This is a genomic window from Streptomyces hygroscopicus, from assembly GCF_026168105.1.
Taxonomy (GTDB): domain Bacteria; phylum Actinomycetota; class Actinomycetes; order Streptomycetales; family Streptomycetaceae; genus Streptomyces; species Streptomyces hygroscopicus_D.
In genome coordinates this window covers 39,240-55,291 of the sequence record NZ_LBMW01000019.1, presented here as the reverse complement: position 1 = coordinate 55,291, position 16,052 = coordinate 39,240, and the positions used below count along the sequence as shown (strand labels likewise).

Here is a 16,052-nt window from a genome sequence, read left to right as displayed (position 1 = left end):
CTCGGTCGCGATGTGTGGCATTACTCGAATTGACGCAGGGGCGCCTCCGGTGCCCGGGAACGGCGCAACGCCGGGACGTCGTGCGGCTCCGCCGCGGCGCGGCCGGCCGGCCACCGGCGGCCGACGGGCCGAACCCGCCCCGGGCCTGTCAGTCCTCGTGCCCCAGTTGCAGATCCCGTTCGGTTCTGCCACCCCCGGCAACCTGGAGAACGGTCGCCACCGGAGGGTATCCCGCCGCGATGACCGTGTACTCGCCGGACGACAGGTCGACGAACCTGAACGTTCCGTCGGCACCGGTCGTCAGCGTGTCGACGACATTGCCTGCGGCGTCGAGCAGCGTCACCCGCGCGTCCTCGACCGGTCGCCCGTCCCCCGCGCGCACGGTGCCGCGCAGCACCGCGCCGCCGGCGAGTTCGACGTCCTGCCGGGTCTCGCGCGAGGCCTGCACCGTGACGGGCAGCGCGGCCGGGCGGAAGGCGGGCGCGCTGGCGGCAAGGGTGTACTCCCCGGCCACCAACTCGCCGATGACGTATCCCCCTTCACGCCCGCTGCGGGTGCTCGCGACCACCTCCCCGTGCACGTTGGTGAGCGTGACGGCGGCGTCGCGCACCGGCGTGCCGTCGGCCGTCACCACGCTTCCCGCGAGCCGTCCCGCGCCGCCGAGCACCACGTCCAGCTCCACCGGGCGTTCCCCCACGGTCACCGAGACGGCCTGGGGCTGGTGGCCGCCGGCCGCGGCGATCAGGACGTACGCCCCGGGTCCGGGAGTGGACAGCGCATACCGTCCGTCCTCGCCGCTCGCGCCCCGCCCGATCTGGACTCCCGCGACATCGATGAGGGTGAGGGCGGCGCGCGGTACGACGGTGCCGTCGGGGTGCTGGACGGTGCCGCAGACGGGCACTCCGGCGGGGTAGGGCGAACGCGCCTGGGGGACCTGGGCCGCGGACGGGGAGTCTGCGGGAGCGTTGTGGGACACCAGGGGTTTCTCCTTGAGGAAGAAGGCGATGAGCAGGCCGAGGACGAGCACCGGCACGAGAAGGAGGAAGATCCTCGGCATGGCGTCGGCGTACGCGTCGATGTACGCGTGACGCAGTGCCGGCGGCAGCGCGCGGACGAGTTGCGGGGTGATCGACTCGGGGTCGGGCAGGTGGGCGCCCGCGTGCCGGGGGAGGCGCTCGGCCAGCGCGTCCGAGAGCCGGTTCGCGAACAGGGTGCCGAAGACGGCGGCCCCGACACTGCCGCCGATCTGCCGGAAGTAGTTGTTGGCGCTGGTCGCGGTGCCGAGGTCGGCGGAGCGCACGGAGTTCTGCACGGCGAGAACGAGCACCGGCATGACCATGCCGATACCGGCCCCGAGGACGGCCATCCAGATGCTGTACTGCGGCCGCGGTGTGTCCGCGTCGAGCCCGGACAGCAGCCACATGCCGACGGCGGCCAGGGCGCTGCCGAGGACCGGGTACGCCTTGTACCGGCCGGTGCGGCTGATGAGTTGTCCGCAGACGATCGACGCGCCGACGATCCCGGCCATCATCGGCAGCATCAGCAGCCCGGACTCGGTGGCGCTCACCCCGTCGACCATCTGCAGGAAGGTGGGCAGATAGCTGGCGGCGCCGAACAGCGCGACACCGATGACCAGCCCGACCAGGGCGGTGATGTTGAAGACGGAGTCGCGGAACAGCCGCAGGGGGATGAGGGGTTCGACGGCGAACCCCTCGACGACGAGGAACAGGACGCTCGCAACGGCGGCGCCCGCGCCGAGGCCCAGGATGACGCGCGAGTCCCACGGATACTCGGTACCGCCCCAACTCGTCAGCAGCACCAGGCACGTCGACGCGGCGGCCAGCAGCAGCGTGCCGAGCACATCGAGCCGGGCCCTCGCGGGGGGCCTGGGCAGTTTCAGCACGACCGTGACGACGGCCAGGGTGACCAGGCCGAAGGGCACATTGATGTAGAAGCACCAGCGCCACGAGAGGTGGTCGGTGAAGTACCCGCCCAGGAGCGGTCCGGCGACGGAGGCGAGGCCGAAGGCGGCGCCGATCAGGCCCATGTAACGCCCGCGTCGGCGGGGCGGGACGATGTCCGCGATGATCGCCTGTACGCCGATCATGAGCCCCCCGGCGCCGACGCCCTGGAGGGCGCGGAAGGCGATCAGCTGGTCCATGGTCCCCGCTCGTCCGGCCAGCGCGGAACCGACGACGAACGCGCCGATCGCGAACTGGAAGACGCCCTTGCGGCCGAAGAGGTCGCCGCACTTTCCGTAGACCGGGAGACCCACGGTGGAGGTGAGCAGGTACGCGGTGATCGCCCAGGACATCCGGTCGAGGCCGTGCAGCTCGCCGACGATCTTCGGAAGCGCGGTGGCCACGATCATCTGGTCGAGCGCGGCGAGCAGCAGTGCGAGCATGAGCCCGACGAAGACCAGGCGCACCCGGCGGGGGCCGAGCGGCGCCGCCTCCACGGTGCCCGGCCGCGCGGTGCCGGAGGGCGCCTGGGGCGCGTCCGGGGCCTCGGGCGGCACGGCCCGCTCGCTGTCCACGTCCACCACGGTCGTTCCGGCCACGTACCACTCCCCTCGTCGCGCCTGCGCCGCCCATTTCTCGCATTGCGCGACAACTGGGATCAAGCGCGACGAGTCGCCCCTGGGGTGGGTCCCGGGGAGTAACCGCCGGTCGGAGCCTCTACCGCGGACAACCGTGCCGCGGGGAAAACCACTCGAAACGGTGAGCGCGAGAATCAGCCGCGCACGTGGCGAAGTGCGCTCCGGGGGCTCGGGGTTGAGCTTCCGCGCCCCGGAGCGCGCTCGGCCTCACAGCGGCGCCCGCGGGCTCGTGCCGGGCGCCTGCGCCGGCGTATCCGGTGTCACTTCTCCACTTCGGCGGCCAGCTTGGCGAGCACCGCGTCGTAGATCCGGCCGAGGCCCTTGGGGGCGAAGGTCTTCTCGAAGAAGCCGCCGATACCACCCGCGCCGTTCCAGACGGTGGTCACGACGACGCGGGACCTGGCCTCGCCCGCCGGCGTGACCCGCCAGGTGGTCACCATGGAGGAGTTGCGGTCCTTCTCGACGAGCTCTCCGTCGGTCGGCTCGCTCACCTCGAGGAGGCAGTCACGGACGCGCTTGCTGGTGGCCTGGAGCTTCCAGTGCACGAGGGTGCCTTCGCCGTCACCACCCTCTCGCACCTCGTACTCGCTGAACTGCTCGGGCAGCAGCTTCGCCCGGGTACCGCTGTAGTCGGCGAGGGCGTCGAACACCGTCTCCGCGTCCGCCGCGATGATTCGCTCGGTCGTGGCCTCGACCTGCGCCATGGCCTTCCTCTTCCTGTCCGTGTTATGGGGCGTGCGCCATCCCATCACACCCGAGGCATGGTCATGGACGGGGACCTTGGTGCCGCTCCGCCCGCGGGCACGGGGCCGGCGTCGGTGCCCGCCGGCGCCGTGTGAGGCACCTACACCGGCACGGTGACCCACTCGGTTTCCCAGGGCGTGGTGGCGTTGAGCGGCACCGACGCCGAGTTCCCGTCCGTGGTCGCGGCGGTCACGTCGGGGCGCCCGTCCTTGTCGAAGTCCGCGACCGCCACAGAGAACGTCTCGAGTGTCTGTGGCGCCGGGCCCACCCCGAGCACGCCCCGAGGTGCCGTGCGGACCGAAAGTCGCAGGCCAGAGGCGACCCATCAGGAAATCAAACGATCAAGCGAATCACCGTCGCCATCAAGGGAACATGTGTTCTATTCTGTGGTCAGTGCTACCGAGGAGGCGCCCATGCGCTGGGACCATCTGGCCGAGAACTCCGCCCCGGCCCGCAACGCCGCGCTGTTCGGCGCGGATGTGGTGACCACCCGTACCTTCGACAGCCCTGAGTTCCGCGGCATCACCTTCCACGAGGTGCGGGCCCGCTCGATCGTGAACCGGGTGCCGGGCGCCTCCCGCATGCCGTTCGAGTGGACGGTGAATCCCTACCGCGGATGCACACACGCCTGCGTCTACTGTTTCGCGCGCAGGACTCACAGCTATCTGGACCTCGACACGGGGCTCGGCTTCGACTCCCAGATCGTGGTGAAGGTCAACGCCCCCGAGCTGCTGCGCCTCCACCTCGGCTCGCCCCGCTGGCACGGCGAGCACATCGCGATGGGCACCAACGTCGACTGCTACCAACGGGCCGAGGGCCGCTACCGGCTGATGCCGGGGATCATCGCGGCCCTGCGCGACCACGCGAACCCGTTCTCGATCCTCACCAAGGGGACCCTGATCCTGCGCGACCTCGACCTGCTGAAGCAGGCCGCCGAGGTCACCGACGTCGGTATCTCCGTCTCCGTGGGATTCGTCGACCAGGAACTGTGGCGCACCGTCGAACCGGGCACCCCGGCGCCGGAGCGCCGCCTGGACGTCGTGCGGAACCTGGGTGAGCACGGCATCGGCTGCGGTGTCCTGATGGCCCCGGTGATCCCGTTCCTGAGCGACGATCCCGGCCAACTGCGCGCCACCGTACGGGCGATCGCCGCCGCCGGAGCCACCTCGGTGACCCCGCTCGTGCTGCATCTGCGTCCGGGCGCCCGGGAGTGGTTCATGGCCTGGCTCGAGCGCCGGCACCCGTATCTCGTACGCCGTTACGAGCGGCTGTACGCCGAGGGCGCCTACGCACCGAAGTGGTACCAGCGCCGGATCACCCGTCAGGTGCACGAGCTGGCACAGGAGTACGGCATCGGCCCCGCACGCCCGGGGATGCCACGCCGGATCCGGCCGCCCGAGCCGCGGGCAGCCGAGCCCGCGGTGACCGGACCGACCCAACTCTCACTCATCTGACGGCGTTGCTCATCGATCCGACGGCGATCGAAGCGCATCCGAGCGCATCCCGCGACCCAATCGGGTCAAGTATCGCCCGAACTCGCACGTGGGGCGGGGCTTTCCTGGACGATGCGGCGAGGACCTGACAGCCCTGGTCCGACCCTCTCCGCCCTGGGAGGCCCTATATGAGAACACGCGCAGCTGTGCTGTGCGGTGCCGCCGTCATGGTGGCCGGGATGTTCACCACCGTTCCGGCCGACGCGAGCGGCGCACCGCGCACCGCGGACACCGCGCAAGCGGCACGACTCACCTGGAAGACCTGCGCCACCGCCGACTACCCGACGCTCCAGTGCGCGTCCGTGACAGTGCCGCTCGACTACGAGCACCCGAGCGGACAGCAGATCACGCTGGCGCTGTCCCGCGTCCCGCACACGGCGACGACCTCGCAGGGACCACTGCTGGTCAACCCCGGCGGCCCCGGCGGCAGCGGTCTGACGCTCGCCGGCTTCGTCGCGTCCGCGCTGCCCAAGGCGGTGTCCGCGCAGTACGACGTCATCGGCTTCGACCCGCGGGGCGTGGGCAAGAGCAAGCCCGCCCTGGACTGCAAGCCCGGATACTTCAAGCCGGTGCGCCCGGACTCGGTGCCCAGCACCACCGCCCTGGAGAATGCCAACCTCGCCCGCGCCGCCTCCTTCGCGAAGGCGTGCGGCACCAAATACGCGAGCGTGCTGCCGTATCTGGACACCGTGAGCGCCGTGCGGGACATGGACGCGATCCGGCAGGCACTGGGGGCGGGCAGGGTCAGCTACTTCGGGTACTCGTACGGCACCTACCTGGGCGCCGTCTACGCGAAGCTGTTCCCGCAGCGTGTACGGCGTCTGGTGCTCGACTCCATCGTCGACCCCACGGGGGTCTGGTACGAGGACAACCTGCAGCAGGACCTGGCGTTCAACGACCGTCATCTGGCGTTCCTGGCATGGGTGGCCAAGCATGACTCCACCTACCGGCTCGGTACCGACCCCGCCACGGTCGAGGCCAAGTGGTACGCGATGCGGGCGGCGTTGGCGAAGAGTCCGGCGCAGAACAAGGTGGGCGCCTCCGAACTGGAGGACACCTTCATTCCCGGCGGCTACTACAACGGCTACTGGCCGCACCTCGCCGAGGCGTTCGCGGCATACGTGAACGACAGGGACCCGGGCCCGCTGGTCACGGCGTACGACACCCTCGGCGCGGTCGGCGCCTCCGGCGACAACGGCTACAGCGTCTACTCCGCGGTCCAGTGCCGCGACGCCTCCTGGCCGCGCGACTGGGCGCAGTGGCGCAAGGACACCTGGACGGTGTACGCGAAGGCGCCGTTCATGACCTGGAGCAACGCCTGGTACAACGCGCCGTGTGCCTTCTGGCCGACGAAGACGCTGCGGCCGGTGAGCGTGGCCAACGACAGGCTGCCGCCGACGCTGCTGTTCCAGGCGACCGACGACGCGGCCACCCCGTACCAGGGCGGTGTGACGGTCCATCATCTGCTGGGCGGCTCCAGCCTGGTCGTCGAGCTGGGCGGCGGGAACCACGGCATCACGCTGAGCGGGAACACCTGCCTGGACAAGTACCTGGCGGACTACCTCGCCGATGGCAGGGTGCCGCGCGGGAGCGGCGGGATCGACGCGGTGTGCCAGACGCTGCCCGATCCTGAGCCGTTGAGCTCCAAGGCGGCTTCCGCCGCCTCGCACGGTGCGTCACTGCACGGCCTGCTCGGTTTCCGCGGCTGAGCAGTTCCCGAGCGGCCCGTCGGGGGCGTTGCCGGACCCGTGGTCGACCATGGACGCAGGAGCGAGCTGACAAGGACTCCCGCCCCCGACGGGGTCGCCCCCGCCGCCGCGTACAGCCATGTCGTCATCGGGACCGGCCCCCTCGTCGCGATCTCCGGCCGGCCGGCCCCGGACGAGGACGGCAAGCTCGTCGGCGAGGGCGACCCGGCGGCACAGCCCGGGCAGGTCTTCGAGAATCTGCACCGCTGTCTTCGGATCGAGGCGTACGCGGTGCTGCCGGAGTAGGTGGCGAAGTCGTCACCGGGGAGGCCGAGTTGTACGCGCGCTACGTCTCCCTCAGAACACCCGCGCCCGGCGCTTCCACGAACGGGCTACGAACGGGCCCGGTTCCGCCCCGACGGTACGCAGGAGCCGTTCGAGGCGGAGGGGGTCGCCGTGCCCGAGGTGCCGCAGGCGGCTGCCTTGCCGCTGACCCGCTGAGGCCTCACCGCCGACCCGGGATGCGGGCCAGCGCGTGCACCGCCGCCTCCGCCAGCGCCGGGTGCGCGAGCGCCTCGCTCAGCACCGGTCTGGCCCGGGGGTCCCCGAGCGCGCCGAGCCCCTCCACGCAGGCGAGCGCCACCCTCCGGTACGGATCGTGCGGCCGCAGTCGGCGCTGCAAGGTGGTGATCAGGGCGGGCACGGCCTCGGGGGCACGCAGCTCGACGAGCAGGCGTACGGGATGGAGGGCATAGGCGACGCGGAGTTCATTGGTGGCGAGAGCGGCCGCCGCGCGGGCGGTGCGTGGATCGGCGAGCCGGGCCAGGGCGTAGGCGGCCGACGCGCAGCGCTGCGGATCGCGGTGGTTGAGCAGCAGCACGAGCGCCTCGAACGCCCGCCGGTCCCCGGCGACACCCAGCCGGAAGGCGGCGACCTCGCGCGCCCACAGCGGCTGTCCCGGCTCGGTCAGCACCGCGGCCAGCTCGTCGAGGTCGTCCGTGGCCACCAGCCGGTCGTACGTCGGCGACCCGTCGGCCTCGGTCCGCAAACGCTCCGTGAGTGCCCGCGAGGCTTCGTCCATAGCGCCGAGAGTAGGGGCCCGCGACCGGCGCGGGGACATACATCACAAACTCGAGGACTGGCGCGCTCGTTACCGGCGGGTTAAGCTCAATCGAGCGAGTTACCCACTCGCGTGCCTCGCAGCGGCCTGGTGACGCAGCCGCTGCGGGTGTTGGTCGGTTCGGTACCTCGTGTACCTCAGTACGACCCGGCTCCGGGACAGGGCCGGTCGGATCACCGTTTCCGGGCGTTCGACGTCCGGTTTCGGCCCCCGGGCGTGTGCGCTCGTCAGCCCGGCTACACCCGCATTCTCCGCACTGTGTGCGCCCGTTGGCGTATCCAGGCTCGCTCCTCAGTCGTCACCCTCATACCTGGAGTCCCGCGATGGCCACTCCCATGTCCGACACCCCCCTGTCCCCGCTCAAGACCATTGCCGTGGTCGGCCTCGGCACCATGGGCACCGGCATCGCCGAGGTGCTGACCCGGGCCGGCCGCGAGGTCATCGGCATCGACATCAGCGAGGCCGCGGCCACGAAGGCGGTCTCCACCATGGAGAGCGCCACAGCCCGTGCGGTCAGCCGCGAACGCCTGACCGAGCAGGAGCGCGAGGACGCCCTCGCCCGCTTCCGCACCTTCACGGACCTGAGGGCCGCCGCCGACGCCGACCTCGTCATCGAGGTGGTCCCGGAGTCGTACGAGATCAAGCAGCAGGTCCTGCGCGCCCTCGACGGCATCGTGCGCCCCGACACCATCCTGGCCACCGGCACCAACGCCCTCTCCGTCACCCGGCTCGCGGCCGACTCGGCACGTCCTGAGCGCGTCCTCGGGCTGCACTTCTTCAATCCGGCGCCGGCCATGAAGCTGGTCGAGGTCGTCTCGTCCGTGCTGACCGCGCCCGCCTCCGTCGCCGCCGTCACCAATCTGGCCCTGGACCTGGGCAAGGAGCCCGTGGCGGTGGGCGACCGGCCCGGATTCGTCGCCGACGGGCTGCTGTTCGGCTACCTCAACCAGGCGGCCGCGATGTACGAGGCCAAGTACGCCTCGCGCGAGGACATCGACGCCGCGATGAGGCTGGGCTGCGGGCTGCCCATGGGCCCCCTCGCGCTGCTCGACCTGATCGGCATCGACACGGCCCGTACGGTCCTGGAAGCCATGTACGCGGCCTCCCACGACCGGCTGCACGCGCCCGCCCCGATCCTCAAGCAGCTCAGCGAGGCGGGCCTGACCGGCCGCAAGTCGGGGCGCGGCTTCTACACCTACGAGGCGGCCGGCAGCCCGGCCGTCGTGAGCGACGCGCTGACCCCGGCGGAGGGCGCCGACCCGGCCCCGGGCCGCACGGTCCGCTCGGTCGGTGTCGCCGGTTCCGGCACCATGGCGTCCGGGATCGCCGAGGTCTTCGCCAAGGCCGGGTACGAGGTCGTCCTCGCCGCCCGCACCGAGGAGAAGGCCCAGGCCGCCAAGGCCCGTATCGGAAAGTCCCTCGCGCGCTCGGTCGACAAGGGCCGGCTGACCACCGAGGCGGCCGCGCAGACGCTCGACCGGATCCGGCCGACGGGCTCCTACGACGACTTCGCCGACGTCGACCTGGCCCTGGAGGCCGTCGCCGAGGACCTCGAGGTCAAGCAGCAGCTGTTCGCCACGTTCGACAAGGTCTGCAAGCCCGGCGCGATCCTGGCGACCACGACCTCCTCGCTGCCCGTGGTCGCCTGCGCCCGCGCCACCTCGCGCCCGCAGGACGTGATCGGGATGCACTTCTTCAACCCGGCCCCGGCCATGAAGCTGGTCGAGGTGGTCCGTACGGTGCTGACCGCGGACGATGTGCACGCCACGGTCCGCGAGCTGTGCTCCTCCGTCAGGAAGCACCCGGTCGACTGCGGCGACCGGGCCGGGTTCATCGTGAACGCGCTGCTGTTCCCGTACCTCAACAACGCGATCAAGATGGTGCAGGAGCACTACGCGTCGCTCGACGACATCGATGCGGCGATGAAGCTGGGCGGCGGCTACCCGATGGGGCCCTTCGAACTGCTCGACGTGGTCGGTCTCGATGTCTCGCTGGCCATCGAGAAGGTCCTGCACCGCGAGTTCCGCGACCCGGGTCTGGCCCCCGCGCCGCTCCTGGAGCACCTGGTGGCCGCGGGCTGCCTCGGCCGCAAGACCGGCCGGGGCTTCCGCGAATATGCCAAGCGCTGACCGGCCCGGCGACTGGTTCGAGGGCGGAGCCGACTGGGGCGGACTGCTCGATCCGGCCGGCCACCCCCCGTCCCCGAGGGGCGGGGGGTACCCCGGACCTGCGCACCACCCCGCGCACATGCAGTACGTTCAGGGCATGTCCCAGCCCGCCAAGTCCTCACGTACACCAGCTGCGCCCGACGCACCGGAGAGTGCCGCAGGCGGTCGTGCCGCCGCCCAGCGGCTCAAAATGCGCCGAGAACTGGCGGCTGCGGCGATGGAACTATTCGCCACCAAAGGGTATGAAGCCACCACGGTCGACGAGATCGCGGCGGCCGCCGGGGTCGCCCGGCGGACCTTCTTCCGCCACTTCCGCTCCAAGGAAGAGGCGATCTTCCCGGACCACGACGACACCCTGGTCAGAGCTGAGGCCGTGCTCAACGCGGCGCCCGCGCACGAGCATCCGCTGGACACCGTGTGCCGCGGCATCAAGGAAGTCATGAGGATGTACGCGGCCCGGCCGGAGATCTCCGTGCAGCGTTACAAGCTGACGCGCGAGGTGCCGACGCTGCGCGAGGCGGAGATCGCCTCGGTCGCCCGCTACGAGCGCCTCTTCACCCGATATCTGCTCGGCCACTTCGACGAGCACGCGCACGACGACGACGCCAACGACGATCCGCTGCTCGCCGAGGTCGCCGCGTCGGCGGTCGTCACCGCGCACAACCACGTCCTGCGGCGCTGGCTGCGGGCAGGGGGCCAGGGGGACGTCGAGGCGCAGCTGGACCACGCCTTCGCGATCGTACGGAAGACATTCGGCACGGGGATCGGCGCCGGGCGCGAGACCGCACCCCGATCCGCACCGGCCTCCGTGACCGCACAGGGGGAGGTACTGGTGGCGGTGGCCCGAACCGATGCACCGCTCGACGAGGTCATGCGCACCATCGAGCAGGTCCTCAAGGACCACTCCTAGCCCTTCAGGGACCTTTCACGGACATTCGCACCACCCGGAAACGGGCCGGTGATGGCACTCGGTGCCGTCACCGGCCCGTTCCGTCACCGGCTCGCCCCCCGTTGCGCTACTCGGCGGTAGCTTTGATCGATCATCGCTCATTTGTTACGTAAAGATTTCATCTGAGAGTAATATCTGGCACCCAGTGCCTTGCGGGGTGACACGCCGTGCCATAACGTGAAGTTGTCCGGGCGGCCGGCGTGCAGAGACCTTTCGTACGTCGGCTGTCCCCGCAAGCCTCCCCGGCGAGCGCGCCCGGACGCCTGCGTCACAGGCACCCTCCCGCGCCACAAAGCGCTGCCACAGCACCACCTCCGCCGAACCGACGGCACCCCTCTCACCAGCAGCAGCACCGACGTAACCCTCAGCGTCTCCCCTCAAGACGCCATTCGCCGGAGGCAACACCGTGAAGGACATCCTGGACGCGATCCAGTCGGGGACGGCCAAGTCCGCCGACTTCGCCGCTCTCCCGCTCCCCGAGTCGTACCGCGCGGTCACCGTGCACAAGGACGAGACGGAAATGTTCGCGGGGCTCACCACCCGCGACAAGGACCCCCGCAAGTCGCTGCACGTCGACGAGGTCCCGCTGCCCGAGCTCGGCCCGGGCGAGGCCCTGGTGGCCGTCATGGCCTCGTCGGTCAACTACAACTCGGTGTGGACCTCGATCTTCGAGCCACTGTCGACCTTCGGCTTCCTGGAGCGCTACGGCAAGCTCTCCGAGCTCACCAGGCGCCACGACCTGCCGTACCACATCATCGGCTCCGACCTGGCGGGCGTCGTCCTGCGCACCGGCCCGGGTGTCAACGCCTGGAAGCCGGGCGACGAGGTCGTCGCGCACTGCCTCTCGGTCGAGCTCGAGTCCTCCGACGGCCACAACGACACGATGCTCGACCCCGAGCAGCGCATCTGGGGCTTCGAGACCAACTTCGGCGGTCTCGCGGAGATCGCGCTCGTCAAGTCCAACCAGCTGATGCCCAAGCCGGGCCACCTCAGCTGGGAGGAGGCCGCGGCCCCCGGCCTGGTCAACTCCACGGCGTACCGGCAGCTCGTCTCCCGTAACGGCGCCCAGATGAAGCAGGGCGACAACGTGCTGATCTGGGGCGCGAGCGGCGGCCTCGGCTCGTACGCCACCCAGTTCGCGCTCGCGGGCGGCGCCAACCCCATCTGTGTGGTCTCCTCGCCGGCCAAGGCGGAGATCTGCCGCTCGATGGGCGCCGAGGCGATCATCGACCGCACCGCCGAGGACTACAAGTTCTGGAAGGACGAGCACACCCAGGACCCGAAGGAGTGGAAGCGCTTCGGCAAGCGCATCCGTGAGCTGACGGGCGGCGAGGACGTGGACATCGTCTTCGAGCACCCCGGCCGCGAGACCTTCGGCGCCTCGGTGTACGTGACGCGCAAGGGTGGCACTATCGTCACCTGCGCCTCGACCTCCGGGTACAACCACGAGTACGACAACCGCTACCTGTGGATGTCCCTCAAGCGGATCATCGGCTCGCACTTCGCCAACTACCGCGAGGCCTGGGAGGCCAACCGGCTCATCGCGAAGGGCAAGATCCACCCGACGCTCTCCAAGGTGTACTCGCTGGAGGAGACCGGTCAGGCCGCGTACGACGTGCACCGCAACCTCCACCAGGGCAAGGTCGGCGTCCTGTGCCTCTCCCCCGAGGAGGGCCTGGGCGTGCGGGACGAGGAGATGCGCGCCAAGCACGTCGACGCCATCAACCGCTTCCGGAACATCTGAGGACAGCGGAGGTCATAGATGACTGAGCGTCAGCCTGCCGGAACGAGGCGGGAGAAGGACCGGCCGTGGCTCATGCGCACCTACGCCGGTCACTCCACGGCCGAGGCGTCCAACGAGTTGTACCGGCGCAACCTCGCCAAGGGACAGACCGGTCTGTCGGTGGCGTTCGACCTGCCGACGCAGACCGGCTACGACTCCGACCACATCCTCGCCCGCGGCGAGGTCGGCCGGGTGGGCGTCCCGGTGGCGCACCTCGGTGACATGCGCCGGCTGTTCCAGGACATCCCCCTGGAGCAGATGAACACCTCGATGACCATCAACGCCACGGCCATGTGGCTGCTGGCGCTCTACCAGGTCGTCGCGGAGGAGCAGGGTGCGGACATCACCAAGCTCCAGGGCACGACCCAGAACGACATCGTCAAGGAGTACCTGTCGCGGGGCACGCACGTCTTCCCGCCGGGTCCCTCGCTCCGGCTGACGACCGACATGATCGCGTACACGGTCTCCCACATACCGAAGTGGAACCCGATCAACATCTGCAGCTACCACCTGCAGGAGGCGGGCGCCACACCGGTGCAGGAGATCGCGTACGCGATGTCGACGGCGATCGCCGTCCTCGACGCCGTGCGCGACAGCGGCCAGGTGCCGCAGGAGCGTATGGGCGATGTCGTCGGCCGCATCTCCTTCTTCGTGAACGCGGGCGTCCGCTTCGTCGAGGAGATGTGCAAGATGCGGGCGTTCGGCCGCATCTGGGACAGGATCACGCGCGAGCGGTACGGCATCGAGGACCCCAAGCACCGCCGCTTCCGCTACGGCGTCCAGGTCAACTCCCTGGGCCTGACGGAGGCACAGCCCGAGAACAACGTCCAGCGGATCGTGCTGGAGATGCTGGCGGTCACCCTCTCCAAGGACGCACGCGCGCGTGCCGTCCAACTCCCCGCCTGGAATGAGGCGTTGGGCCTTCCGCGGCCCTGGGACCAGCAGTGGTCGCTGCGCATCCAGCAGGTTCTCGCGCACGAGAGCGACCTGCTGGAGTACGCCGACATCTTCGAGGGCTCGAAGGTCATCGAGGCGAAGGTGGGCCAGCTGGTCGAGGAGTCGCTCGCCGAGATCGAGCGGATCCAGGAGATGGGCGGCGCGATGGCCGCCGTCGAGTCCGGCTACCTCAAGTCGCAGCTCGTCTCCTCGCACGCGGCGCGCCGGGCCCGTATCGAGTCCGGCCAGGAGAAGATCGTCGGCGTCAACATCTTCGAGACGACCGAGCCGAACCCGTTGACGGCCGACCTGGACACCGCGATCCAGACGGTCGACCCCGCGGTCGAGGCACGCGTCATCGAGTCGCTCCGGCACTGGCGTGACACCCGCTACCAGCCGCCGTTCAACCACCCGCGCCCGTGCAAGGCGCTGGAGCGGCTGAAGGAGGCGGCCAAGGGCACCGACAACCTCATGGAGGCCACTCTCGAGTGCGCCCGCGCCGGAGTGACGACCGGCGAGTGGGCCGGGGCCCTGCGCGAGGTGTTCGGCGAGTTCCGCGCGCCGACCGGTGTCTCGTCCGCGCCGGTGGCCGTCGCCGCCGAGGAGGGCACCGCGCTGGCTCAGGTCCGCCGCAAGGTGGACGCCACCGCTCAGGAACTCGGCGTAGGCAAGCTGCGCTTCCTGGTCGGCAAGCCGGGCCTCGACGGACACTCCAACGGTGCGGAGCAAATCGCCGTGCGCGCCCGTGACGCCGGATTCGAGGTGGTCTACCAGGGCATCCGGCTGACCCCCGAACAGATCGTGGACGCGGCCCTCGCGGAGGACGTGCACGCGGTCGGTCTCTCCATCCTCTCCGGTTCGCACGCCCAACTGGTGCCGGACGTGCTGGAGCGGCTGCGTGAGGCCGGTGCGGCCGACATTCCGGTGGTCGCCGGCGGGATCATCCCGAACGGCGACGCCGAGCAGCTCAGGGCCGCTGGAGTGGCCGCGGTCTTCACCCCGAAGGACTTCGACATCACCGGGATCATCGGTCGTATCGTCGACGAGATCCGGAAAGCGAACAAGCTCGACCCCCTGGAGGTCCCCGCATGACAACGCCCGTCAACCGTCTGCGTCCGCGGCGCTCCTGCCTCGCGGTCCCGGGAAGCAACCCCCGCTTCCTGGAGAAGGCGCAGGGCCTCCCCGCCGACCAGGTCTTCCTGGACCTGGAGGACGCGTGCGCGCCGCTGGCCAAGCCCGAGGCGCGGCACACCATCGTCAAGTTCCTCAACGAGGGCGACTGGACGGGCAAGACGCGCGTTGTGCGCGTCAACGACTGGACGACCGAGTGGACGTACCGCGACGTCGTGACGGTGGTCGAGGGTGCGGGTCCGAACCTCGACTGCATCATGCTGCCGAAGGTGCAGAGCGCCGAGCAGGTCGTCGCGCTCGACCTGCTGCTGACGCAGATCGAGAAGACGATGGGCTTCGAGGTCGGCCGGATCGGCATCGAGGCTCAGATCGAGAACGCCCAGGGCCTCAACAACGTCAACGCGATCGCCCAGGCGTCCCCGCGCATCGAGACGATCATCTTCGGCCCGGCCGACTTCATGGCGTCGATCAACATGAAGTCGCTGGTCGTGGGCGAGCAGCCGCCCGGCTACCCGGCGGACGCCTACCACTACATCCTGATGAAGATCCTGATGGCCGCCCGGGCCAACAACCTCCAGGCGATCGACGGCCCCTACCTGCAGATCCGCAACGTGGACGGCTTCCGCGAGGTGGCGGGACGCGCCGCCGCGCTGGGCTTCGACGGCAAGTGGGTGCTGCACCCGGGTCAGGTGGATGCCGCCAACGAGGTGTTCTCGCCGTCCCAGGAGGACTACGACCACGCCGAGCTGATCCTGGACGCGTACGAGTACTACACGTCCGAGGCCGGCGGCAAGAAGGGCTCGGCGATGCTCGGCGACGAGATGATCGACGAAGCGAGCCGCAAGATGGCACTGGTCGTCGCGGGCAAGGGCCGTGCCGCCGGCATGCAGCGGACCGGCACGTTCGAGATCCCGGAGGCGTGAGGTCATGCAGTTCGGACGCACCTACGAGGAGTTCGAGGTCGGGGCGACGTACAAGCACTGGCCGGGCAAGACGGTCACCGAGTACGACGACCACCTGTTCTGTCTCCTCACCATGAACCACCACCCCCTCCACATGGACACGAACTATGCGGAGAAGACGACGGACTTCGGCAGGAACGTCGTCGTGGGCAACTACGTCTATTCGCTGCTGCTCGGAATGTCCGTCCCGGACATCTCCGGCAAGGCGATCGCCAACCTGGAGATCGAGTCGCTCAAGCACGTGGCGCCGACCTTCCACGGGGACACGATCTACGGCGAGACGACCGTGCTCGACAAGTGGCCGTCGAAGTCGAAGAACGACCGCGGCATCGTCCACGTCGAGACCAAGGGCTACAAGCAGGACGGCACCCTGGTGTGCGTGTTCCGCCGCAAGGTGATGGTTCCCACCGAGACGTACATCAAGGAGCGCGGCGGCGAGCAGCCCGGCCGCCCGGAGCTGAAGCAGCAGGAGAAGTAGA

At 70.0% G+C, this 16,052-nt stretch carries 12 protein-coding genes and 1 pseudogene; 9 read left to right on the top strand and 4 right to left on the bottom strand.

The genetic code is table 11. The annotated features are described in order from the left end of the window. Window positions 1-148: 148 nt before the first annotated feature. From AAW14_RS19615 to AAW14_RS19605, 3 genes are all read right to left on the bottom strand, one after another. Window positions 149-2,560: an MFS transporter gene (locus AAW14_RS19615; RefSeq protein ID WP_265565183.1), complete on the bottom strand. Its 2,412-nt coding sequence runs from the start codon at window positions 2,558-2,560 to the stop codon at window positions 149-151. Between the two features lie 299 nt (window positions 2,561-2,859). Continuing rightward, the gene (locus tag AAW14_RS19610; protein ID WP_265565182.1) at window positions 2,860-3,303 is read right to left on the bottom strand and encodes an SRPBCC family protein; all 444 of its coding nucleotides are present in this window, start codon (window positions 3,301-3,303) and stop codon (window positions 2,860-2,862) included. A 140-nt stretch (window positions 3,304-3,443) separates the two neighbouring features. Further along, a complete protein-coding gene (locus AAW14_RS19605) occupies window positions 3,444-3,575 on the bottom strand; it encodes a hypothetical protein (protein ID WP_265565181.1) in 132 nt (43 codons plus the stop codon). 181 nt (window positions 3,576-3,756) lie between these two features. On the opposite strand from AAW14_RS19605, the gene AAW14_RS19600 reads away from it, so the two are divergent. The 3 genes and pseudogenes from AAW14_RS19600 to AAW14_RS19590 form a co-directional block, all read left to right on the top strand. Further along, entirely contained in the window at window positions 3,757-4,797 is a 1,041-nt protein-coding gene (locus tag AAW14_RS19600; protein WP_265565180.1) for an Rv2578c family radical SAM protein, read from the top strand. Window positions 4,798-4,964: 167 nt separating this feature from the next. Further along, window positions 4,965-6,545 (top strand): alpha/beta hydrolase, encoded by a 1,581-nt coding sequence (locus tag AAW14_RS19595; RefSeq protein ID WP_265565179.1) that lies wholly within the window; start codon window positions 4,965-4,967, stop codon window positions 6,543-6,545. Between the two features lie 39 nt (window positions 6,546-6,584). Further along, window positions 6,585-6,797, top strand: a pseudogene (locus AAW14_RS19590) (Rid family hydrolase); the annotation flags it as partial. A gap of 232 nt (window positions 6,798-7,029) precedes the next feature. Here the strand turns inward: AAW14_RS19590 and AAW14_RS19585 are convergent. Further along, a complete protein-coding gene (locus AAW14_RS19585; protein ID WP_265565178.1) occupies window positions 7,030-7,605 on the bottom strand; it encodes an adenylosuccinate lyase in 576 nt (191 codons plus the stop codon). A 362-nt stretch (window positions 7,606-7,967) separates the two neighbouring features. On the opposite strand from AAW14_RS19585, the gene AAW14_RS19580 reads away from it, so the two are divergent. The 6 genes from AAW14_RS19580 to AAW14_RS19555 all read left to right on the top strand — a co-directional run bounded on the left by AAW14_RS19580 (window position 7,968) and on the right by AAW14_RS19555 (window position 16,051). Beyond that, window positions 7,968-9,773, top strand: coding sequence for a 3-hydroxyacyl-CoA dehydrogenase family protein (locus tag AAW14_RS19580; protein WP_265565177.1), 1,806 nt, complete (start codon window positions 7,968-7,970; stop codon window positions 9,771-9,773). Between the two features lie 136 nt (window positions 9,774-9,909). Then, complete coding sequence (locus AAW14_RS19575) at window positions 9,910-10,722, top strand: TetR family transcriptional regulator (RefSeq protein ID WP_265565176.1); 813 nt, start codon at window positions 9,910-9,912, stop codon at window positions 10,720-10,722. Window positions 10,723-11,167: 445 nt separating this feature from the next. Continuing rightward, window positions 11,168-12,505, top strand: coding sequence for a crotonyl-CoA carboxylase/reductase (ccrA, locus tag AAW14_RS19570; RefSeq protein WP_265565175.1), 1,338 nt, complete (start codon window positions 11,168-11,170; stop codon window positions 12,503-12,505). A gap of 18 nt (window positions 12,506-12,523) precedes the next feature. Next, complete coding sequence (locus AAW14_RS19565; protein ID WP_265565174.1) at window positions 12,524-14,572, top strand: protein meaA; 2,049 nt, start codon at window positions 12,524-12,526, stop codon at window positions 14,570-14,572. Then, a complete protein-coding gene (locus tag AAW14_RS19560) occupies window positions 14,569-15,534 on the top strand; it encodes an HpcH/HpaI aldolase/citrate lyase family protein (RefSeq protein WP_265565173.1) in 966 nt (321 codons plus the stop codon). The genes AAW14_RS19565 and AAW14_RS19560 overlap by 4 nt, the downstream gene beginning before the upstream one ends. A gap of 4 nt (window positions 15,535-15,538) precedes the next feature. Further along, entirely contained in the window at window positions 15,539-16,051 is a 513-nt protein-coding gene (locus AAW14_RS19555) for a MaoC family dehydratase (RefSeq protein WP_234518857.1), read from the top strand. Window position 16,052: the final 1 nt, after the last annotated feature.

What these genes read in the sequence shown, in the direction of transcription:
- AAW14_RS19600 (WP_265565180.1), top strand. Translation starts at nt 3,757, where the DNA reads ATGCGCTGGGACCATCTGGCCGAGAACTCCGCCCCGGCCCGCAACGCC.
- AAW14_RS19610 (WP_265565182.1), bottom strand. Translation starts at nt 3,303, where the DNA reads ATGGCGCAGGTCGAGGCCACGACCGAGCGAATCATCGCGGCGGACGCG.
- AAW14_RS19560 (WP_265565173.1), top strand. Translation starts at nt 14,569, where the DNA reads ATGACAACGCCCGTCAACCGTCTGCGTCCGCGGCGCTCCTGCCTCGCG.
- AAW14_RS19580 (WP_265565177.1), top strand. Translation starts at nt 7,968, where the DNA reads ATGGCCACTCCCATGTCCGACACCCCCCTGTCCCCGCTCAAGACCATT.
- AAW14_RS19595 (WP_265565179.1), top strand. Translation starts at nt 4,965, where the DNA reads ATGAGAACACGCGCAGCTGTGCTGTGCGGTGCCGCCGTCATGGTGGCC.
- AAW14_RS19565 (WP_265565174.1), top strand. Translation starts at nt 12,524, where the DNA reads ATGACTGAGCGTCAGCCTGCCGGAACGAGGCGGGAGAAGGACCGGCCG.
- AAW14_RS19585 (WP_265565178.1), bottom strand. Translation starts at nt 7,605, where the DNA reads ATGGACGAAGCCTCGCGGGCACTCACGGAGCGTTTGCGGACCGAGGCC.
- AAW14_RS19555 (WP_234518857.1), top strand. Translation starts at nt 15,539, where the DNA reads ATGCAGTTCGGACGCACCTACGAGGAGTTCGAGGTCGGGGCGACGTAC.
- AAW14_RS19575 (WP_265565176.1), top strand. Translation starts at nt 9,910, where the DNA reads ATGTCCCAGCCCGCCAAGTCCTCACGTACACCAGCTGCGCCCGACGCA.